This is a genomic window from Aquimarina penaris (assembly GCF_040786285.1).
Taxonomy (GTDB): Bacteria; Bacteroidota; Bacteroidia; order Flavobacteriales; family Flavobacteriaceae; genus Aquimarina.
In genome coordinates, this window is sequence record NZ_JBFMKQ010000001.1 from 838,585 (window position 1) to 860,770 (window position 22,186).

Below are 22,186 nucleotides of genomic sequence, written 5' to 3' on the forward strand. Positions count from 1 at the left end.
TATACCAAAAAAACCTCGTAGACTAATGTTTACGAGGTTTTTTATATACCGATTTTATGTAAAATAATTATAAGTTATACTTAGACTTTAATACAGCGGCTTCTTCTCTTAACAATTCATTTTTATCATCAAGGGCTATCTTAATAAAGTCTTGAGCAGAGTCATCTGGTTGTAATCCTTTATTTTCTAAAACAATATCTAAAGCGATCATGGTAGAGATTCGGGTCCCAGCCTTTTTAATCGCTGTTCCAAACAATGGTATTAATTCTTCGATATCAACACTCTTAGCAGCTTCCTGAATTTTCTTTTTAAGCGCCGCTCTCTTCTCTTCTGGTAAATTTGTATACTTCTTACCCGCTCTTTTGATTTCTTCGATTGCAGGCGCCTTTTTTTGTTGATTTTGCTGTGGTTTACTTCCGCCTTGTTGTGCGGGTGCAGGTTTTTGCTTAGCCCAGGTGTCTCGTAAACCCACTGTTTTATTAAAGACCAACTTATCTTCCTTACTATCCAAATCTACATTAAAATACCCAAGTCTTTGAAACTGAAATTGTTCTAAAGGTGTAACGTTTTTAAGACTAGGTTCTACATAACCCGTAATCACTTTTAAAGAATCGGGATTTATAAACTCCATAAAGTCTTTATCCTTATGGCCGTCTGGTGCTTCATCTTTAAATAATCGATCATAGATTCTAACTTCTACAGGAATAGCCTGTGACATAGAAACCCAATGTAATGTGCCTTTTACATTTCGTTTAGATTCTGAAGTACCGCTACCCGATCTACTTTTTGGATCATATGTACAGCGAATTTCGGTGATGTTTCCTTCTGCATCTTTTATTACCTCTTCACCTTTAATAATATAAGCGTTTTTAAGACGAACTTCTTTCCCCAAAGTTAACCTGAAGAACTTTCGTCCGGCTTCTTCTTTAAAATCTTCTCTTTCTATGTACAATTCACCCGAGAAAGGTACTTTTCTTGATCCCGCCTCTTCATCTTCCGGATTGTTTTCGGCATCTAACCACTCTTCTTCTCCCTTGGGATAATTTGTAATTACGAGCTTAACAGGTTCTAAAACCGCCATTACTCTTGGTGCTGTTTTATTAAGATCCTCACGAACACAGAACTCTAATAAAGATACATCAATAACATTTTCTCGCTTTGCCACTCCTACAGTTTCAACAAATTTTCTTAGAGATGCTGGTGTATATCCTCTTCTTCTTAATCCCGAAATTGTAGGCATTCTGGGATCATCCCATCCAGATACAATCCTCTCTTCTACCAACTTGAGTAATTTACGTTTACTCATTATGGTGTAACTTAGATTAAGACGTGCAAATTCTCTTTGCTTAGGGCGTGTGTTAGCGCTATATATTTGATCTAAAAACCAATCATAGAGTTTTCTATGTGGTTTAAATTCTAATGAACATAATGAATGAGAAATGCTTTCAATATAATCACTCTCGCCATGTGTCCAATCATACATTGGGTAAATACACCAGGTATCGCCAGTTCTATGATGCGTTTTTTTAAGAATCCTATACATTAATGGATCACGCATTAACATGTTTGGATCTGCCATATCTATCTTAGCCCTAACAACATGTTCACCCTCATTAAACTCTCCGTCTTTCATTCTTTGAAATAAATCCAGGTTTTCTTGGATAGATCGATCTCTGTATGGGCTATTTGTTCCTGGTTCTGTTGTTGTTCCTTTTTGCTCTGCAATGGCCTCTGCCGATTGAGAATCTACATACGCTTTTCCATCTTTAATTAATTGAACCGTCCAATCATAAAGTTGTTGAAAATAATCAGAAGAATAACATTCTCTATCCCATTGATATCCCAACCAGGTAATATCTTCTTTAATAGCGTCTACATACTCCTGCTCTTCTTTGGCTGGATTAGTATCATCAAAACGTAAATTTACAGGAGCATTATATCTAAGTCCTAAACCAAAACTTATGCCTATCGCCTTTGTATGCCCTATGTGTAAATATCCATTAGGTTCTGGAGGAAAACGAAAACGCAAGTCTTCTTTATTCATTCCTTTTGCAAGGTCTTCTTCAACAATGTTCTCAATAAAATTGAGTGATTTTTTTTCTTCTGACATCATAAATTAAATGAACTACAAAACTACTAAAATTCTAATCTTGAGAAACAATGAACAGTTCTTTTTATACCTCTATGCATTCATAGCCTATATTGATTAAAAAAGGGGGTTTATCCCTTATATCTATAACAAAGATTCTTCATACCTTTGTTAAAAAATTCTGTGGGTTTAATTAAACTAAAGAATATTAAGGTTTATGCCTATCATGGATGCCTTGTAGAAGAAAAGAAAATAGGTTCTGATTATAGGGTAGATCTTAAAATTAAGGCTGATTTATCTACCTCTGCATTATCTGATCGTTTAGCAGATACTGTAGATTATGTTCATCTTAATCATATTGTAAAAGAAGAAATGGCTATTCGCTCTAAACTACTTGAACATGCTGCAGAGCGTATTTTAGTTCGAATATTCGATGAATTACCGTTAGTTGATAAGGCAATCATCGATGTTTCTAAAATTAATCCACCAATTGGTGGTAATGTAGAGATGGTAACCATTACAAGGAGTAAGAAACGTTAATTTGTACTCTTAAAAGTAAATGAATTTGGTTTTAATGTAAAATCATTTGAGATATACTCATAAATTTTTTTACATTTGCCTTCCAACCAAAAAACTGGTGTCGTGGCCGAGTGGCTAGGCAGTGGTCTGCAACACCATCTACAGCGGTTCGAATCCGCTCGACACCTCAAAAAATCCTGTAATTAATTACAGGATTTTTTATTTAAACTTAGATTCTGGAGTTATTTTTTCGATTTTATCTTGTATTCTTTGCTCCATAGCATCTGGCAGCACTCCTTTTAGAATAAGAAACACACCAAAAACGATCATCATTATACTGATTACTCTCTTTGTCATATATGTTCTTTTAGGTGTAAGATTCTTTTTAAGTCGCTTTGCTAATAACATTTTAAAAACATCGATAAACAAATAGGTTCCTAAAACCACCGAAAAGAAATACATAATCCTATTGGTATTCATGTCTAATTGTGGTCCTATAACTATAATAATACTTAACCAAAATCCTAATACCCCGATATTTATGAAATTAAGTAAAAACCCTTTAATAAAGAGCATTAAGTAGTTGTGTTTATTGATGATTTCTACTGAAGTATCTCGTACTTTATTGTAATTTTTTCTTTCTTGAATAAAAGAAATCATACCGTAGGTTGATAATAACATTCCACCAAAGATGAACAATGCAGGATCATCTTTTATTTTTTCTAAAATTTTGTTGGTACTAAAGTAAGCGATTAGAATAAATACAACATCTGCTAAAATTACACCTAAATCCACAGCTAAAGCTGCTCTAAAACCTTTAATTGCAGCCGTTTCTAGAAGTACAAAAAAAACAGGACCAATTAAAAAGGCTAATAAAAATCCTAAGGGTATGGCAGCCTGGGCGTCTTGAAGCATTTGATCTAAGCATGTTTGTTACAAAGTTAAAAAAAACACTTAGTTAACCTCTATAATTTTTCCACCTAAAAGTTTTTGGGTATCCATCGTTTTAGGATTCCCATAAATTTTTATGGTTCCTCCTGCATTGGTGTTAGCTTTTATGTACTCTTGTGCATTAACTTCGGCAATACCTCCTGCACTTATTTTAACCTGTGTATATTTTGTTTTAAGATCTTGAGATAGATATTTACCTCCAGAATTAATAATAACTTCCTGTTCTGTGGCTGTTCCTGTAAGGTATACCTCTCCTCCTGTTACTGATTTACTGAACAGTTTTTTTGTGGCTATTGATGCTTCAATTATAGCTCCTTCTTGAGCTCTTACATCTAGAAATTCTTCTTCAAGAGTATCTTCAACAATAACTTTTGATCCTTCATTTGCATCAATACTTCTAAGATTTTTATAATAAACGATGACCTTAGTATTGTTGTCGTTATCCCAAATATTATCTAAAGACATTTTTATTTTCAATACATTATTGCTTTCAACAATAACCACTTTATCTCTATTTATACCTGAAATATCGACTCTGCTCCATGGAGCTTTTACTAATTTTACCTGAATTCTATCAAACACCTTAACCACATCAAATCCACTAAGTTCTTTACTAAGTTTTTGCTGTGAATGTGAAATAGAAAATGCAAAAAGAAATACTATTATAATTATATTTTTCATGTGTTTAATCTTTTTAAATTAAGAGCTATGTTCTATAGTATAAAACGCTGCTTTCTTAAGATTATTCCATGTCTTTTTTACTTCCGAGCAACGTAAAATCTAAATGTCGTTTTACAAGATCTGCATTCTTTACTTTTACATAAACCTCATCCCCTAATTGATATACTTTTTTTGAATTCTGACCTATTACTGCATATTCATCCTGGTCAAAAACATAGTGATCATCACTCATATCTTTTAGACGAATCATACCTTCGCATTTATTGCTTATTATTTCTACATAAACCCCCCATTCTGTAACTCCAGAAATTACTCCTAGAAATTGTTCATCTTCATGATCTTTCATAAATTTAATCTGCATAAATTTAATCGAATCACGTTCTGCACTGGCGGCAAGGTTTTCCATACTACTACTATGGTTGCATTTTTCTTCATATTCTTCTTCTGCAACCGATTTTCCTTTATCCAGATAATGTTGTAACAAACGATGTGCCATAACATCTGGATATCGTCTAATTGGTGAAGTAAAATGCGAATAATAATCAAAAGCTAATCCATAATGTCCAATATTATGAGTTGTATATTCTGCTTTGCTCATACTGCGTATCGCTAATGTATCTACTAAATTTTGTTCTTTCTTACCTTGAACATCTTTTAACAATCCATTAAGTGATTGGGTTGTGGTTTTACGATCTCTTAAATCAAGTTTATAACCAAAACGTCCGATTATATTTTGCAATGCTGCTAATTTCTCATCATTTGGTTCGTCATGCACTCTATAAATAAACGTTTTCTTTGGATTTTGTTTTCCGATGAATTCTGCAACCTTTTTATTAGCAAGTAACATAAACTCCTCAATAAGTTTGTTTGCGTCCTTAGACGTCTTAAAAAACACTCCTACAGGCTCGCTTTTTTCGTTTAAACTAAATTTTACTTCAACTTTATCAAAAGAAATAGCACCTTCTCCCATCCTTTTTCTGCGCATAATCTTAGCTAATTCATCTAATTTTAAAGTTGCATCGGCTATTTTTTGATCGGCTTTATATGTTTTTCCGGTAAGCGAAATCTCGGCAGGAATTACATTTTCTTTAGTTTCTATGATGTGTTGTGCTTCTTCATATGCAAAACGAGCATCAGAATAGGTAACCGTTCTACCAAACCATTGATCTTTGATCTCGGCTTTATCATTTAATTCGAAAACTGCAGAAAATGTATATTTTTCTTCGTGCGGTCGTAACGAACATGCATTATTCGATAAAACTTCGGGTAACATAGGTACTACTCTATCAACAAGATATACCGATGTGGCTCTTTCATAGGCTTCATCGTCCAGTATTGTACCTGGCTTTACATAATGAGACACATCTGCAATATGAATCCCTATTTCATAATTTCCATTTTCTAAAACTTGAAATGATAATGCATCATCAAAATCCTTAGCATCCTTGGGATCAATCGTAAACGTGAGCGTTTTTCTCATATCTCTACGATTCTTGATTTCGGATTCTTGGATAGATGTATCTAATGTATTAGCATATTCTTCTACCTCTTCAGGAAACTCATAAGGTAAGCCATATTGTGCTAAAATCGAATGAATTTCGGTATTGTGTTCCCCTGGTTTACCTAAAACTTTAACTACTTTACCAAAAGGAGAATCTGCTTTTTCTGGCCAATCTTCTAATTTTACCAGTACTTTGTCTCCATCTTCTGCTTTTCCAATTTTATTTTTAGGCACAAACACATCGGTATACATTTTAGGATCCTGTATACTTACAAAAGCGTAATTCTTCTGAATCTCTATAACACCAACAAATTCTTCTCTTTTTCGAGTAATAACTCTTGTGATTTCCCCTTCACTTTTACCTCGTCGTTTTCTGCGGTATATATAAACCTCTACCTCATCTCCATGCAACGCTTTATTTAAATTATTATTAGGAACAAAAATATCATCATCAAGATCTTGTACAATCACATATCCAGATCCTTTCGATGTTATATCCAGAATACCAGTATACGTATTTATATTAGGTACGATCTTAAATTTTCCTCTTCCAACTTCTTCAATTTGCTTTTTAGCAGCTAGTTGAGATAGCTTTTTAATAATTTGATTTCTGCTACTTGCATCGTTTACTCCAAATTTAGCAGCTATTTGTTTATAATTAAAAGTTGTATTGGGTTCGGATTTTAATATTTTAAGTATTCCTTGGGTGATATTCTCAATTTTTGGGGACTTTTTTCCTCTTCTACTCTTTCTTTTCATTAATATCAATTATATAATATCTGATAAAAGTACAGTTTATCTTTTAACATTTGTAATTTATAGTTTAAACTTTTATTAATATTAAAAAAGTATATCTGTTTAATAGCTTAAAAATACATTATCTGTAAATCAATCAATTACAATCTATAATTCATAACAAAATGGATTGTTTTTCTTAAAATTTACTTAATTTTAATGCACTAGGATTAGCTTTTAATCGTTACATATTTAGTTTACGATATGGAGAAAGTCAAAAAAATACACAAAATCATCATATTCTTTATCCTTATATTTTTATTTGGTATATATTCTTTTACCCTATATATAAATAATACTATAGATAATAAGAAAGAGAGTATAGAAGAATCTGAGGTACAAGGTTCTGGAAAATTTGATCGTGAAGCTACACAAATTAATTAGTTTATTTTGTTGATACCACTAATCATTCTAATCATTACTTCTTATTTTGTATATTTAGGTAACTATACTATTAGGAAATAATATAATGAAAGATTTTATTGTCATAAAAACATACACCTATCCCCACGAGTATACTATATTAAAACTTCTTCTAGATCAAGAAGGTATTTCCTATTTTTTCGAAAATGAAACTATGGTTGGTGTTTTTCCTTTTTACTCAAATGCGCTAGGAGGTATTAATCTAAAAGTTCATCAAAGAGATAAACAAAAGGTACTTCAGATTATAGATAATTTAAATACAAATCCTCATCTAAGAATTGTATAAATTCTTTTTCTTATTAAATACAGTTTTCAACATATATTAAATATATCTTTTTTCTTTTTTTAAATTTAAAATTAATAATAGTGATTATGATGTAGTGTTCATAGCGGTATAACTTTTTTAGATTTTGTTTTGTTTTGTAGTTAGATTGAATTTTCAGAAAAATATGAACAGGATATTAAAGAGGTAATCGCTTGAAAATGTTCTAAAAGTAAAGTTTAATTAACAGTTGTTAATAGCTAATAAACACATAAAAATATTAATATTTTTACGGTAAAACCGTAGTTTATAACATAAGTCTAACACTTGAAAACTTAGCCAAAAATTGAGACGTTTAAATTTTGATTTGTTCTACGAACATTTGTATTCTAATAAAATGTAAGACGACCAAAAAAACTTTCTGAATTTTAAGAACTATTTATTCACAGAGTCTGTTAACAGAAGGCTAGTAGTTATTAACATTCGCGCAATACTGGGTTAAATTATTGATATTTTGGAGTTTACTTTTTTAGATTAAAGTATCTTTGTTTAAATAACAAAATCAACAAAAACAATGAGAATAGCCATAGGAAATGATCACGCAGGAACAGCTTATAAGTTTGCTATTGTGGAGTACTTAAAATCTGAAGGAATAGAGGTTAATAATTATGGAACCAACGAAGAAAGCAGTGTAGATTATCCAGATTTTGTACATCCGGTTGCAAAAGATGTAGATACGCAAAATGTAGATTTTGGGATTTTAATTTGCGGAAGCGGTAACGGTGTTGCTATGACCGCAAACAAATACAAAACTGTTCGTGCAGGACTATGCTGGACAAAAGAGATTACAGAATTAACAAGACTACATAATAATGCTAATATTATATGTATCCCCGCAAGATTTACATCGTCTCCTCAAGCATTAGAAATGGTTAAAACATTTTTAAATACCGAATTTGAAGGTGGTCGTCATCAAAACAGAGTAAACAAAATACCAATGTGCGTATAATTTATGGCTCATAATCACGCCCATAATCACTCACATAGTCACCAAAAACTTACGGGGCGTAATTTGTTGTTTTCTATATTTTTAAATATTGGAATTACCGTAGCCCAGGTAATAGGGGGTTTGGTATCAGGTAGTCTTTCTTTATTATCTGATGCACTACATAACTTTAGCGATGTACTTTCTTTAATTGTTAGTTATTTTGCTAATCGATTAGCAAAAAGAGAAGCATCAATCAAAAGAACTTTTGGGTTTAAACGAGCAGAGATTATGGCAGCGTTTATAAACGCCGCTTCGTTAATGGTTATTGCAATTATTTTAATCATTGAAGCTATAGAGCGGTTACAAGACCCACAAGAGATAAGTGCAAAAATTGTGATTATTCTTTCAGGAATTGCCATTTTAGGTAATGGGTTAAGTGTTTTGTTGTTAAGAAGAGATAGTAAAGTAAATATGAATATGCGATCGGCATATTTGCATTTGATTACAGATTTAATGGCTTCTGTGGCCGTTTTGGTTGGTGGATTATTAATGAAGTTTTATGAAATTTTTTGGGTAGATAGTGTATTAACCTTTGCTATAGCTGTTTATTTAATCATAGTGGGTTATGATTTATTAAAAAGATCATTTAAAATACTAATGTTATATACTCCCGACACTATCGAAGTAAAAAATATAGTACAGAGTATAAATGCTTTACCAAAGGTAAAAAGTATACACCATGTGCATGTGTGGCAACTTAATGAAGAAGAAACACATTTAGAAGCCCATATCGATTTTAACAGTAACATTCAGGTGTCAGAATTTGGAGAAATATTGCATGACATTGAAGACCTGTTGCATGAAAAATTTGGAATAAACCACGTTACTTTGCAACCAGAATTCGGAAAAAAGGACAACAAAGATATAATAGTACAAGATTAAACAAGATGAGTGTTAGGTTTGAAGTAAAGCGTTTTAAAGACATTTCTGCATTAGAACTATATAAAATTTTGCGCTTACGCGCAGAGGTATTTGTCGTAGAGCAAGATTGTGTGTATCAGGATATAGACGATAAAGACCAAAAAGCAATACACGTCATAGGATATAAAAACAATGAGGTAATAGCATACACGAGACTGTTTAATGCCGGTGATTATTTCGAAAACGCAAGCATCGGTAGAGTAGTGGTTTCTAAACCAGAAAGACAATATGGTTATGGCCATGACCTTATAAAAGAAAGTATTAAGGCTATTAAGGATCTATATAAAACAAATACTATAAAAATATCTGCGCAAACCTATTTAAAAAGGTTTTATGAATCTCATGGGTTTACACAAACAGGAGAGGAGTACCTCGAAGATGGTATACCACATATTGCTATGATAAAAGAAGTATTAACCCGATAACTATACATCGGCATGTTTGATGAGTTTATAGAAAAATTAAGCCTAGGTGGTAAACTAGCAGTAAAATATGGTTTTGGGATTTTTACAATCTTTTATTTAATACTAATTGTTGTACCGTTTTTTACGCCGCTTCTTTATTTCTCAATAGTGATTATTTTTGTTTTAGATGTATTTACGATCCCATTCATTATTATGAACATAGCTTTTGTTGGCGTTCTGTATTATTTTGGAAATAATATAGAAAAAGAAATTAATGCAGGAAAGAAGAACATACTGTCATTATCAGCAAATTTCTCATTTGGAGTAAATATTGTTTTGTGGATAGTAACTTTTATTGCGCTTTGTGTGTTTGGAAATGACGCGCCAAGTCTAAGTGGTAACAGTATTAATGTAGAAGAGGATTTTTTTAGAGAGCACTATATCATAGGGATGTTTTTTACCATGTTCGCCATAGTAGTGTTTGGAAGTATGACGACATTTTCAATAGGGTTGTTTATAGTAAACAAAATAAAAACCGAGCTTAGAAAAACAGCATAAACATGTTAGGTAATTTTTTGATTTTTCTTGGAATAGCAATATTCATTATTTTGTTTTCAGGAAGCCTGATTACAGGAGTGGTTATGCTTATTACCGGGTTTTTAACGAAATCAGCAACAACAAAAAAAATAGCTTATATTATTTTGGTTTTCCCAATAATCACGATAATTTTCGGTGCAATATTAATCATCTTAGACTTTACAAGATATCTTAATTGATTGCTTTTATTTTAAAACCTCTTGATACTTGTTTTTGTTATTAAGAATTTCTTGTGCTTTATTTACTTCTGGATTGTTTTTTACATAGTAGTTGTACAGTCCTTCTTTATAGAAATATCGCTTAATAATTTCATCGGTAAGTTGATTAACGATCTCTTTTCTATGCGTGTCCAATGCTTTTTCTTTAGAAGTCTTTATTGAAGCAAGAAGAGCATTATAATTTGACGAAATATCCGAATCTAGCTTTTCCTTTTTGGCAATTTCTAAAGATTTCTTGAATGATTTTTCGGTTTCAGTTTCAAAACTAAAATCACTTTGTTTTACAAAAGATTTAAAATCTTCATAATCACTGTCTGTGAATTTAAAATCTTCTGGGTCTTTTAATTGATGAGAATAATAATATTGGGTTCCATATCCAAAAATGGCATCAGATTTTAACAAGGCGGTAGTAATTTTACTAAATTTTGAAGTCTCTAATTCAATATCAGGCTGTATTCCCCCGCCATCATAAACAGTTCTTCCGTTTTTTGTTTTATAGGCTTTAAAATCTTTTTCGTTAATTCTAACTGCTTTGTTATTTTGATCACGGTTCCAATAATCCAAAGCCTGGATACAACGACCACTAGGGGTATAATATCTAGAAATTGTAATTTTTAATTGAGTACCATACGTTAGTTTTTTAGGCCGTTGTACGAGCCCTTTACCAAAACTTCTGGCACCTATAACAACACCCCTGTCTAAGTCCTGGATACCTCCGGCTACAATTTCACTTGCAGATGCACTTCTTCCATTTACCAATACCACTAAAGGAATTTGCATGTCTACGGGATCTTTTTTTGTAAAATATTCTTTGTTGTATTTTTTTACGACTGATTTCGTAGTAGTGATCAATTCTCCTTTAGGAACAAAGATGTTTGTAACATTTATAGCTTCGCTTAATAAACCTCCCGGATTACCTCTTAAATCAAGAATTAACTTGTCGGCACCTTTGGCCTTTAAGTCTTTTAGCGCATCAATAGTTTCGGTAGAGGCTTTACTATTAAATTTTGATAAAACAATATATCCAGTATTGTCGTCGAGTAATGTATAAAAAGGTACAGCATCAACCTCAATTTCTTCCCTTGTAAGCACAGTGGTTTTAGTTTCTCCTTGTCTTTTGTATATAATATCCACTTTAGTCCCACTAGCCCCCTTAAGAAGCTCTCCCGCATCTTCTTTGAAATCAACAACCTTTATATCACCAATTTGAATAATTTCATCACCAGCCTTTAGACCAGCCTTATCGGCAGGATAATCTTTGTAAGGCTCCATGATAATGATCTTATCTTTTATCGTTTTTACAGACGCCCCAATACCGGTATACTCTCCGGCATTGCGTATTTTTGAAGCTTCTACATCTTGTTCGTTCCAATATTTTGTATAGGGATCCAAATCATCTAACATGGCTTTAATGGCTGTATCCATTAGTTCTGCAGGATTGGTTTCATCCACATAATTCATGTTTAATTCTTTAAACATCGTGGTAAAAATTTCAATCTGTTTAGCAATCTCAAAAAAGTCAGATTTAAAACTTACGGTTGATAAGAGTATAACAACGGCAATAACGGGATAGACAATTCTCTTCTTCATGGGTAACTATTTAAAATACGATCAAAAACCTGGCATTATTTTGATGCCACCTCTTGTTTAACAAAGGTTTGTAATATTACTTTTATTTTAGATTCGATTAAAGAATACTCTGGCATTTCTTTACCCGAATATAAAAACATAAAAGTGAATGGATGAGTAGTGTTGGATACAATATACTTATTTTTTCTATAACTTTCACGCAATAAACGTTTTATACGATTGCGATCCGTTGCATTTTTAAAATTGCGTTTACTCACAGAAACTCCAGCTTTAACTGTAACTCCTTCTTCCAAAGTAGATTTTCTATATACCAGGCGTACAGGATACTTTGAAATAGATTTTCCTTCTGAAAAGAGTAGTTCTATTTCTTTTTTACTTTTTAGTCTTTCTTTTTTATTAAAAGTTGCCTTCATTCAGCATTAAATGTAGTAATAAGATGTATTATACAACAAATTATAAAAAAACCGGCCTTAAAATTTTTTTAAAGCCGGCGATTACGTTTTCAAAACTTGAAATTACATGGTGTAACTATTATTACTTGGGTTGATGTCGGCCATTACATTGGTAATATCAATTTTGATAGATTTTATTTCAGATTTTGGTTTATCGAGATCAAAAACATAGGTGGGGTTGGTCCACGACCAATCTGGTAAAACGGTTCTTTTTATTGAAGGAATAGGATTTTCTTTTACTCCTCTCATCATTCTCAAGGGCATGTAAAAAGACTCTATCGAGCCATCGCTATATTCTACATAAAGATCTATAGGCATAGGCATTAATCCAATGCGTTCTAAGGTTATTTTTGTTTTATTACTACTTGCTGTAACCTCTTTAATTCCGTAATCAATAGTGTTTGTTGTTTGGGTCCAATCGGTTAAATACCAATCCAATTGTATACCCGAAACCTTTTCTGCAACCCTTTTTATACTGTTGGGTGTAGGATGCTTAAACTTCCATTCATCAAAATATTTTCGTATAGTTTTAGCTAGATTGTCTTCTCCAATGACATATCCTAATTGTGATAGAAAAACGGCTCCTTTAGCATATGCAGAAGCACCGTATGCAGCATTATGGCTATAGCGATCGGCTTGAGTAGTTTGTGGCTGCTCTATACCCGAAGTAGCCAATTGAAAATACCCCTGATACATTCCTTTTAAGGAGTTTGGGTTGTTTTGTTTCATTACTTCATTCATGGCAAGTGTAGAAATATAGCTGGTAAAACCTTCATCCATCCATTCATGCTTAGATTCGTTATTTGCAAGTATGTGCTGAAACCAGGCGTGAGCCATTTCATGGGCTGTAACTCCAACGAGGCTTTCAAAACTTCGTTCACCAGTAATCAAGGTACACATAGCATATTCCATACCTCCATCTCCACCTTGGATTACAGAGTATTGATCATACGGGTATTTGCCTATTTTTTCACTAAAATAGCTCATCAGTTCTGCGGTTTTTGACTGCAGGTCTTTCCAATTATCAATGATCTCTTCATTGTTTTTATATAAAAAATGTAAAGTGGGACCATTAGGCATTTTTAGCACATCATGAATATAATCTGGATCTGCCGCCCATGTAAAATCATGAACGTTAGGGGCTTTAAAGTGCCATGAAAGAGTTTTTCCTTTCTTTTTCACTTCAGTATTAGATTTTTGATAACCATAGCCAATTTCATCAGGGTTTTGAAGGTATCCGGTACCACCTAAAATGTAATTTTTGTCGATATTGATCGTAACATCAAAATTACCCCAAACGCCGTGAAACTCTCTGGCGATATACGGATGAGCATGCCATCCTTCAAAATCATATTCTGCCATCTTTGGGTACCATTGTGTCATTGATAGTGCCACACCTTCTTTGCTATTACGCCCAGAACGACGTATTTGTTTAGGTACTTGACCATTAAATTTCATCGAAAAAGTCACCTTTTCCTTCGGAGCAATGGGTTTGCTTAGATTTACTTCTAGAACAGTACCCGATACATCATATGTCAAAGGTGCTCCGTTTTGTGTTAAAGAAGAAACTTTTAAATATCCGATTTCTTCAGGAGTTAATACACTAATTCTACTTAATACCCTTGGGTCTGGATCCGGGAGGTTTTGAGAACGAACGTCCATCTCACTTCCTGGTTGAAATGCGTTAAAATATAGATGATAAAAAACCTGAGTTAAGGTGTCTGGTGAGTTGTTTGTATAGATTAATTCTTGTGTTCCTGTGTATTGAAAATTTTCAACATTCATGTCAACATTCATCTTGTAATCTACATGTTGTTGCCAATATGGCGTGTTGTTTTGTGCAACCATACTGGTCCCAACAAAGAAAAGCGCTAAAGCAATTTTTTTAAACATAATACTATAAGTTACTTAGATAATTTATCTGCCATAATAAGGGCGTTGTAAAGGTTCACCATTTTTCCTGATTTAGATAATTCAGAAAAAGAAGATATACTTGGCATATCGGTACCTATGTTTACCGTGGCTTTGGTACTTAATCCACTATCCATAAGAATTTGCTTTACTTGAGAAGCTTTTAGTTTTGGATAGTATGATCGTATTAGTGCAGCTACTCCCGCAACCGCAGGCGACGCCATCGAAGTACCCTGTAAATACTCATACGAGTTGTTCGGAGTTGTTGCCCATATTTTAACCCCAGGAGCAAAGGCGTCTACATTACTTTTTCCATAATTAGAAAAATCAGCTACCAAATCAGACCCATATTTATAATTCAATGCACCAATAGTGATGAAATTGTTTGCTATTTCTGTACCATTATCGGTTTGATCATTTGGGTACACTGGTTTTTGATCAAGATCTATACCTTCATTTCCTGCTGCATTAACAATAAGCACATCTTTTGATGCAGCGTATTGAATAGCCTCTCTAACCCATTCTGGATGGGTGCTATAATATTTTCCGAAACTAGTGTTAATTACTTTGGCCCCATTGTTTACAGCATATCGTATGGCGAGTGCAATATCCTTATCGTATTCATCACCATTAGGAACTGCGCGTATTGCCATTATTTTTACATTTTGGGCCACACCATTCATTCCTTTTCCATTATTTCTCTCTGCCGCTATAATTCCCGCAACATGGGTTCCGTGTTTTATACCTTTTTTCTTAGGATCAGGACCCATCACTTTGTTATCGCCGTATTTTGTATTTGTGATATCATCAACATTGTCCCCAACAGCCGTTCTTCCGTCAAAATCTGGATTAAGATTATAATTAAGTTGTTCTGTAAAATGCTCAACTCCTTCTTTCAGGTTTTTAATAAAATCAGGAATTGTATCACCTGGATCTAAAAATCCAAACATCTGAGAAAGAAATGCAATATGTTGTTGCATTTCTGGAGTTTTTGCTTCTACCGTTAAAAGCTCCTGGCTTGTGTAATCTTCTTTTCCTATAGCATCAACAATAGCCTTATGAGAAACTTTAGATTGTTGCAGGATTTGTTCATATTGCATTTTGTTTCCTGCCGCTTCTTGATATTCTTTTTCAAATTCTGCCTTAGCTTCTATATACTGCTGGTATTCATCTCGATCCCCCTCTGCTACAGAAGCAAGGTTTTTGCCAACGTACTTCGGTTTTAATTTTTTAATAATTCTAACATACTCCAGGTTTTCATCATCAGAGTCTCCTAGAAAATTCCACCCATGAATATCGTCTACATATCCATTATTGTCATCGTCTTTACCATTGCCTTTAATTTCTTTAGGGTTGGTCCAAACGACTCCATCAAGATCTTCATGTTCTATATCCACACCACTATCAATTACCCCAACGATTATGGTTTGTCCTTTCCTGTTTTTTATAAGTTCATTATACGCCTTATCTACACTCATTCCGGGGATTGTATCAGAAACTAAGTCACTCGAACCCCAGTTTTTTAGCTGAGAATCTGTTAAATCTATATTTTTTAATGGAATAGAATCTATATTTTCTATCGGAGTAGAAACAATTACTGGAGCTCCGCAACTTGCAAGAATCATTGACGAAGCAACAGTGATAAGGATTTTATTTGATGAGAAATTCATTTTCGGGTTTAATTTTAATTAAATATTTCATGGCATGTAAAAACTTCTTTAAGTCTAACGCCTTTTTCTGTATGTTGTACTGTTATTATTTCATTATGAGCATCGTGTTCTAAGAATAAATACCAACCATTCGTTGCCGCATTATCCAGAAACAGTTTTTTTTCATCTAAGGTCAATAGAGGCCTTGTATCATACCCCATTACATAGGGCAAGGGTATATGACCGGCAGTTGGTAATAAATCTGCCATAAAAACTATAGTCTTGTTTTTATATTCTATATGCGGAATCATTTGTTTTTCTGTATGTCCATCTGCAAAGAGTACGCCAAACCCCAATTCTGAATTTTTTTGGAACGCATTCTCTGTTCTGGAAACAAAGTTTAATTGCCCACTTTCCTGAATCGGAATAATATTTTCCTTTAGAAAAGAAGCCTTTTCTCTGGCATTAGGGGTTACTGCCCATTGCCAGTGTTCTTCATTACTCCATATTCTGGCATTTTTAAACGCCAATTCGTAACCTGTTTTGGCATCATTCCATTGCACCACACCGCCACAATGATCAAAGTGAAGATGGGTGATAAAAACATCGGTTATATCATTTCGATGAAACCCTATTTCCTTCAGCGACTTATCTAAGCTATCATTTCCCCAGAGAGAATAATAGCTAAAGAATTTTTCAGATTGTTTGTCTCCCATCCCAGAGTCGATAAGAATAAGTTTATCGCCGTCTTCAATAAGCAGACATCTTGCCGCGATATCAATCAAGTTTTTTTCGTCTGCAGGATTTGTTTTATTCCATAAAACCTTAGGCACGACACCAAACATGGCACCACCATCTAGTTTAAAATTTCCGGCCTTTACAGGATATAAGTTCATAATTTATCAAAATCTTTGCAAAATAGAAAAAAAGAGAAGGATCAAGATTTAATTTTTGGACTTTTTAACACTATTTCACCATATTGAATATCAGACACAATCTTTTCAAGACGAGTTCCATAATCTAAAAGTGCTTTTACTTCTTTTACACTTGCCAAACGCTCTTTTCTTAGTAACAATAAAGAGTTGCCATTACATTCTATATGATAGTAAGGGTTACTCTCAAAAAACAACACCAATTCATCGATAAAAAACAGTCGAATTTTTTCGGGATTTTCGCCCAAAAGAAAAAATCGTTTAGAAAAATCAGAGTGTCCTTCGACCTGAATATCTTTAAAACCAGCAAATTTATATACAAACTCTAATAAACCCTCTCGGTCTAGTGTAAATTTAGGAACTTCTTTTTTTAGTTTTATAGTCAGGATTGTTGTTCTTACTAAAGATCTGGCAATAAACTCACCTTCAGAAAATTCTACATCCGAAATTTTAAAAATCGACTTAGGATCAAAAATAGAATTGCTTATATAATTAACTCTTTTGGTTTTAAAGAAAACAAAGTCGGTTAAATATGACGTATTATACTCCTTTTTCGAATCATAATTCCATGAAAAATCAGTTGCAATAGTCTGTAAATCTTTTTGTCTTTTGGTAAGGTTTGACTTAGATCCTGTTTTGATTTTTTTTGAAAACGGAATTAAACTTCGTACTGCCAGAGGGTGTTCTGACGAAGCACCATGGATATCTAAGCCTGTGATTTCAAAAGACCCACCTTTTCGGGTAAAGGCGTCTTGATATCCTAAAAGACTTTCTTGTACGGTATAATCTACAAAACTGCAAAGAGAAAAATCTATAATAGCGTCCTTACTTTCGGGAATAGTGTCTAACTTCCTTTTTAAGTGTGTGTAATTCATAAAGCTCGAAAACCCCTTTACGCTTATAAAATAAGTGCCATTACCACCCTCTTTAAACATAAGTACGTTGGGTTTAAAAATGTTTCGTATAAAAAACATCACACTTTTATTGAGTATAAAGTGTATAACTATGGTGGCAAGGATTCCTATAAGAATTCCGGTTATTAAATTGGTAGTAATGGTCGCGACAATAGTAGCAAAAAAAATAAGCACCTGTTCTTTACCGATTTTTGCAATATCCTTTAAATTTTTTGGAGCGGCCAGCTTATAACCAGTGTACACCAAGATTGCTGCTAAAGCGGTAAGCGGTATTCGTCTAAGTTGATCCTGAAACAATAGAACAAATAAGATTAGGAATACAGAATGAAAAAAGTTAGCAGATCTGTTCATACCCCCATTATTTACATTTACAGAACTTCTGGCAATAACGGTAACCACATTAAGCCCACCTACAAAACCACTGGCAATTGAAGCAAGACCAAGAGCCGTTAGATCTTTGTTTACATTAGACCTTCTTTTAAACGGATCCAGCTTGTCTACGGCCTTAATACTTAATAAAGATTCGATACTAGAAATTAATGTAATAGCAATAACAACCCCAATAAATTTTGGATCCAGTACTAATGCAAAATCAGGAGCTGGAATATTTGAAAACACATCATTAGGTATCTTAACTAAAAGTTCTGCGCTAATAGGATATTGGTCCTTCGAGAAAAACTCGTAATAATAACTTAGCCCTATGACCAAAAGAACAATCCACATAGGGGCCGGAACTAATTGAAAATATTTATTGCGAATTTTGCCATAAAAAACCATAATAAAAAGGCTTAACACACCCACAATTGCGGCGATAACAATATGGTTTTGCCCCGAAGTAAATAATGATGAAACACTACCTGGTATATCTGCTAGTAAAGAAAGTGTATCCCCCTTGATGCCCGTGTTGGCCAGCATTACATGAAACTGCTTTGCAAAAATACTTATTCCAATTGCCGCCAGCATTCCTTGGATTGCAGAAGATGGGAAAAAGTCACTAAGAATCCCTAAGCGTAACTGTCCAATAACAATCATTAAGGCACCAGAGCATATAATTGCGGCTAAGGTAAAAATATAACCTTGATATAAATCACCATTGGCAAGTGTGGTAATAGCACCCAGCAAAACAACCACCAATCCATTTCCGGGACCTGTTATGGTTACATTAGACCCACCAAAGATAGATACAATTATCCCACCAACCACTGCAGCAATGATTCCGGAAATAGGAGGGGCTTCAGATGCTAGTGCAAGCCCAAGTCCTAGTGGTAAAGCAATTAGTGATACCACAAAGCCCGAAAACACATTCTTCGGTAATTGAGAAATAAAATTGGATGTTTTGTTCTTTGTCTCTTCCATTTATCGCATAATTAAAACATCTGTAGGTAATTCTGATAATATGTGTTCGAGGTCATGAGGAAAAATACGATCCCAGAATGTGGTTTTTTCAGGAGCGCTCATGATTAATAAATCGGCTCCAACAACTTTAGCATAATGTCCAATAGAATACCCTCTTTTTCCAAAAATGGATTGTGTTTTTACCAAAACGCCTTTTTTGAGTGTTTCGGGAACCTCTTTAAGGATATCATAAACCCTTTGTTCTTTACTTTTTGTTAACTGTTCTTTTATCAATGTGTCTTTTAAGAGAGATTGATCGTCCTCAACAACTACATGTACTTCTTGCTGAGAAATTTCGTCTACGATTGTAATTTTATGTGCGCCTAAGTTTTGTGCTACTTCCAGAGAATCAAAAATGGTTTGTTTGGTCTTTTCATCCTCAAGGCCATTGACCACGATATGATTGCAAGGGCGCAAATCTTCTGAAGGCTTAATAAGAAGTAAAACAGAACAATGGGCGTTTCGAGTAATTTTTCGGGCTATCGACCCAATATAAAACTTGAGAAAATCCTCTCTAGGTATAGCACCTAGTATAATAAGGTCGGCATTATTGTCTTTGGCAGTATTGATGATCACCTCTACAGGGTCTCCTTGTTTCCATATCAATTTTACCTTGTCGTCATCGTCTTCAGAAAACCCAGCAATCAACTTCTTTATTTGATTTTCCTTGTCATGTGTTTTTTCTCCAACATGAACAAGAATTAATTTAGAATCAAAAAAATCCACCATTCTCATGGCTTCAAAAATATTGTTTTTTAGATTAGGGGAAAAAGCAACACCAATAAGGATTGTACTAAATTTATGATTGAATAATTCGCTCAAGACCTTTGTTTTCTTATAATTTAAGAGGCAGAAGATAAACTTAATTTTTTGAAATAAACCACAATAATCAATTTAATACGGATTGTTATACTAATTATAATATCATCTACTTACGGTTAAAGGTAGCTTTGTATATTAAAAAAAGTGAACTAGCTTCTTTAAGAAATAGATGTTATTTTGATTATGTTAAAAAAAAATTACGATCTTTCTTAACTGTAATTTTGATTATAATGAAGTATGTTAGAACTAGCAGGAATTATTATACTAGGAATCTTAGCTCAGTGGGTTGCATGGAAATTTAAAATCCCTGCGATATTACCTTTAATTTTAATAGGACTTTTGGTGGGTCCATTTGCAACATTGTTTACAAGTGATGGCACCAAGCTCATACAACCCATCTGGAATGGAGTAGAGGGCCTTTTCCCTGGCGAAAGTCTTTTCTATTTTGTATCTCTGGCGATTGGCATTATTCTTTTTGAAGGTGGACTAACCTTAAGGAGAAGTGAAATCCTTAATGTAGGGCCTGTGATTATAAAATTAATTACTGTGGCTGTGGTTGTTACGTTTTTTGGAGCAGGTTTGGCCGCTCATTTTATTTTTGACTTAAGCTGGCCTATTTCTTTCCTATTTTCTTCATTGATTATAGTAACGGGTCCAACAGTGATTACACCAATTTTAAGAAACATACCTCTTAAAAAAGATGTTTCGGCTGTTTTAAAATGGGAGGGGATTTTAATTGACCCGATTGGAGCACTGGTTGCGGTTTTGGTTTTTGAATTTATTCAAGCGGGAGATGGTGGTCAATTTACAGGAACAGCTTTAATCGAGTTTACTAAGATTATACTTTTTGGATTCACCTTTGGATTCACCTTTGCTCATGGTTTGGCGTTTGTGATCAAAAGAAAAATTGTTCCGCACTATCTGCTTAATGTGGTTACATTGGCTGCAGTATTAGGCGTTTTTGTGTTATCAGATGTTTTTGCGCATGAATCTGGATTACTCTCTGTGGTTATTATGGGGATGGTTTTAGGAAATATTAACCTTCCCAACCTTAGTGAGATCTTATATTTTAAAGAATCTTTGAGCGTGCTTTTGATCTCAATATTATTTATTCTTCTGGCTGCAAACATCAACATCGAAGACCTAAAATTGGTATATAATTGGCAGGCTGTACTGCTCTTTGCAATAGTAGTACTTATCATTAGACCGTTAGGAGTATTTTTGAGCGCAATGGGATCAGAACTTAAAACCACTGAAAAATTATTCATTAGCTGGGTCGGTCCAAGAGGTATTGTAGCCGCAGGGATCGCTTCTCTTTTTGGATTAAAATTGTATAAGACCGGAGAACCAGGAGCAGAATATATTACGCCATTAGTATTTATGATTGTGCTGGGAACCGTTTTACTAAATGCTACAACTGCACGATATTTTGCCAAACTAGTGGGTGTATTTCTTAACAAATCAGAAGGAATTTTAATTATTGGCTCTTCAAAGGTTTCAAGGTTAATAGCTGCATACCTAAAAAACAATAACAGGCATGTGGTGCTTGTAGATAATAATAGAAGCAATATCAATAAAGCCAAAGACCTGGGATTAGAAGCAATTGTAGGCAATATATACGGAGACCAACTCAAAGACAACATTGAGCTAAGTGACATGGGATATCTAATGGCACTAACGGCTAATAGTGATATTAATAAATACGCTATAGAAAAATTTAAAAATCAATTTGGAGAAAACGGCTCATTTAGGTTGATAACTTCTGAGGAAATGAAAAATCCCAAAAACAACCCACAAGAAGGGTTGTTTTCTCATACCGACGATTATTTTAAACTTATTGAATTAGCTGAGCGATACCCTGGAATTCAGGAAATAAAAATAAAAAATAAAAAACATTACAAAAACCTTATAGAGCTCACTAAAGAAGATAAAGACATTATCCCTTTGTTTATAAAAGACCCTAATAAAAATATTCGAATAATTTCTTCGTTTAGTGAAGAAATAGAACAGATAGAAGAGAATAGTTTTTTGGCTTATATTGGTAAACCTATTGATATCGAAGACATTAAATAACGTTGATAAAAAGGTCGGTTTTAAGTCATATCATACGTT

Annotated in this window: 19 protein-coding genes and 1 tRNA gene; 9 read left to right on the top strand and 11 right to left on the bottom strand. The window is 33.5% G+C overall.

Annotated elements, in window-relative coordinates; genetic code table 11:
* Window positions 1-67: 67 nt before the first annotated feature.
* Window positions 68-2,110 (bottom strand): glutamine--tRNA ligase/YqeY domain fusion protein, encoded by a 2,043-nt coding sequence (locus ABW637_RS03360; RefSeq protein WP_367584449.1) that lies wholly within the window; start codon window positions 2,108-2,110, stop codon window positions 68-70.
* A 162-nt stretch (window positions 2,111-2,272) separates the two neighbouring features.
* Between ABW637_RS03360 and folB the strand changes: the two genes are divergently transcribed.
* Together folB and ABW637_RS03370 are read left to right on the top strand one after the other, a co-directional pair.
* Window positions 2,273-2,629, top strand: a complete 357-nt coding sequence (gene folB / locus ABW637_RS03365; RefSeq protein ID WP_367583220.1) for a dihydroneopterin aldolase — start codon at window positions 2,273-2,275, stop codon at window positions 2,627-2,629.
* A 96-nt stretch (window positions 2,630-2,725) separates the two neighbouring features.
* Window positions 2,726-2,796 (top strand) — tRNA-Cys (locus tag ABW637_RS03370).
* A 31-nt stretch (window positions 2,797-2,827) separates the two neighbouring features.
* On the opposite strand, the gene ABW637_RS03375 is transcribed toward ABW637_RS03370, so the two are convergent.
* The 3 genes from ABW637_RS03375 to rnr all read right to left on the bottom strand — a co-directional run bounded on the left by ABW637_RS03375 (window position 2,828) and on the right by rnr (window position 6,500).
* Window positions 2,828-3,523 carry a LysE family translocator gene (locus ABW637_RS03375; protein ID WP_367583221.1) on the bottom strand — a complete coding sequence of 232 codons (696 nt, stop codon included), beginning with the start codon at window positions 3,521-3,523 and terminating at the stop codon, window positions 2,828-2,830.
* A gap of 39 nt (window positions 3,524-3,562) precedes the next feature.
* Window positions 3,563-4,240 carry a head GIN domain-containing protein gene (locus ABW637_RS03380; RefSeq protein ID WP_367583222.1) on the bottom strand — a complete coding sequence of 226 codons (678 nt, stop codon included), beginning with the start codon at window positions 4,238-4,240 and terminating at the stop codon, window positions 3,563-3,565.
* A gap of 61 nt (window positions 4,241-4,301) precedes the next feature.
* On the bottom strand, window positions 4,302-6,500 hold the full coding sequence (rnr, locus tag ABW637_RS03385) for a ribonuclease R (RefSeq protein ID WP_367583223.1): 2,199 nt from the start codon (window positions 6,498-6,500) through the stop codon (window positions 4,302-4,304).
* Window positions 6,501-6,740: 240 nt separating this feature from the next.
* On the opposite strand from rnr, the gene ABW637_RS03390 reads away from it, so the two are divergent.
* The 6 genes from ABW637_RS03390 (at window position 6,741) to ABW637_RS03415 (ending at window position 10,152) form a co-directional block, all read left to right on the top strand.
* Window positions 6,741-6,920 carry a hypothetical protein gene (locus ABW637_RS03390; protein WP_367583224.1) on the top strand — a complete coding sequence of 60 codons (180 nt, stop codon included), beginning with the start codon at window positions 6,741-6,743 and terminating at the stop codon, window positions 6,918-6,920.
* An 85-nt stretch (window positions 6,921-7,005) separates the two neighbouring features.
* Window positions 7,006-7,245 carry a DUF2007 domain-containing protein gene (locus tag ABW637_RS03395; RefSeq protein ID WP_367583225.1) on the top strand — a complete coding sequence of 80 codons (240 nt, stop codon included), beginning with the start codon at window positions 7,006-7,008 and terminating at the stop codon, window positions 7,243-7,245.
* 550 nt (window positions 7,246-7,795) lie between these two features.
* Window positions 7,796-8,230: a ribose 5-phosphate isomerase B gene (gene rpiB / locus ABW637_RS03400; protein ID WP_367583226.1), complete on the top strand. Its 435-nt coding sequence runs from the start codon at window positions 7,796-7,798 to the stop codon at window positions 8,228-8,230.
* Window positions 8,231-8,233: 3 nt separating this feature from the next.
* The gene (locus ABW637_RS03405) at window positions 8,234-9,151 is read left to right on the top strand and encodes a cation diffusion facilitator family transporter (protein WP_367583227.1); all 918 of its coding nucleotides are present in this window, start codon (window positions 8,234-8,236) and stop codon (window positions 9,149-9,151) included.
* Window positions 9,152-9,156: 5 nt separating this feature from the next.
* Window positions 9,157-9,615: a GNAT family N-acetyltransferase gene (locus ABW637_RS03410; protein ID WP_367583228.1), complete on the top strand. Its 459-nt coding sequence runs from the start codon at window positions 9,157-9,159 to the stop codon at window positions 9,613-9,615.
* A 12-nt stretch (window positions 9,616-9,627) separates the two neighbouring features.
* Window positions 9,628-10,152 carry a hypothetical protein gene (locus ABW637_RS03415; RefSeq protein ID WP_367583229.1) on the top strand — a complete coding sequence of 175 codons (525 nt, stop codon included), beginning with the start codon at window positions 9,628-9,630 and terminating at the stop codon, window positions 10,150-10,152.
* Between the two features lie 224 nt (window positions 10,153-10,376).
* On the opposite strand, the gene ABW637_RS03420 is transcribed toward ABW637_RS03415, so the two are convergent.
* The 7 genes from ABW637_RS03420 to ABW637_RS03450 all read right to left on the bottom strand — a co-directional run bounded on the left by ABW637_RS03420 (window position 10,377) and on the right by ABW637_RS03450 (window position 20,074).
* A complete protein-coding gene (locus ABW637_RS03420; protein ID WP_367583230.1) occupies window positions 10,377-11,999 on the bottom strand; it encodes a S41 family peptidase in 1,623 nt (540 codons plus the stop codon).
* Between the two features lie 35 nt (window positions 12,000-12,034).
* Window positions 12,035-12,412 (bottom strand): ribonuclease P protein component, encoded by a 378-nt coding sequence (gene rnpA / locus ABW637_RS03425; RefSeq protein WP_367583231.1) that lies wholly within the window; start codon window positions 12,410-12,412, stop codon window positions 12,035-12,037.
* Window positions 12,413-12,514: 102 nt separating this feature from the next.
* Window positions 12,515-14,344, bottom strand: coding sequence for a M1 family metallopeptidase (locus tag ABW637_RS03430; RefSeq protein ID WP_367583232.1), 1,830 nt, complete (start codon window positions 14,342-14,344; stop codon window positions 12,515-12,517).
* A gap of 11 nt (window positions 14,345-14,355) precedes the next feature.
* Entirely contained in the window at window positions 14,356-16,032 is a 1,677-nt protein-coding gene (locus ABW637_RS03435; protein WP_367583233.1) for a S8 family serine peptidase, read from the bottom strand.
* Between the two features lie 14 nt (window positions 16,033-16,046).
* The gene (locus ABW637_RS03440) at window positions 16,047-16,907 is read right to left on the bottom strand and encodes an MBL fold metallo-hydrolase (protein WP_367583234.1); all 861 of its coding nucleotides are present in this window, start codon (window positions 16,905-16,907) and stop codon (window positions 16,047-16,049) included.
* 41 nt (window positions 16,908-16,948) lie between these two features.
* Complete coding sequence (locus ABW637_RS03445) at window positions 16,949-19,213, bottom strand: SulP family inorganic anion transporter (RefSeq protein WP_367583235.1); 2,265 nt, start codon at window positions 19,211-19,213, stop codon at window positions 16,949-16,951.
* Complete coding sequence (locus ABW637_RS03450; RefSeq protein WP_367583236.1) at window positions 19,214-20,074, bottom strand: universal stress protein; 861 nt, start codon at window positions 20,072-20,074, stop codon at window positions 19,214-19,216.
* A gap of 237 nt (window positions 20,075-20,311) precedes the next feature.
* Here ABW637_RS03450 and ABW637_RS03455 point away from each other — a divergent pair, with 237 nt between their 5' ends.
* A complete protein-coding gene (locus ABW637_RS03455) occupies window positions 20,312-22,147 on the top strand; it encodes a cation:proton antiporter (protein WP_367583237.1) in 1,836 nt (611 codons plus the stop codon).
* Window positions 22,148-22,186: the final 39 nt, after the last annotated feature.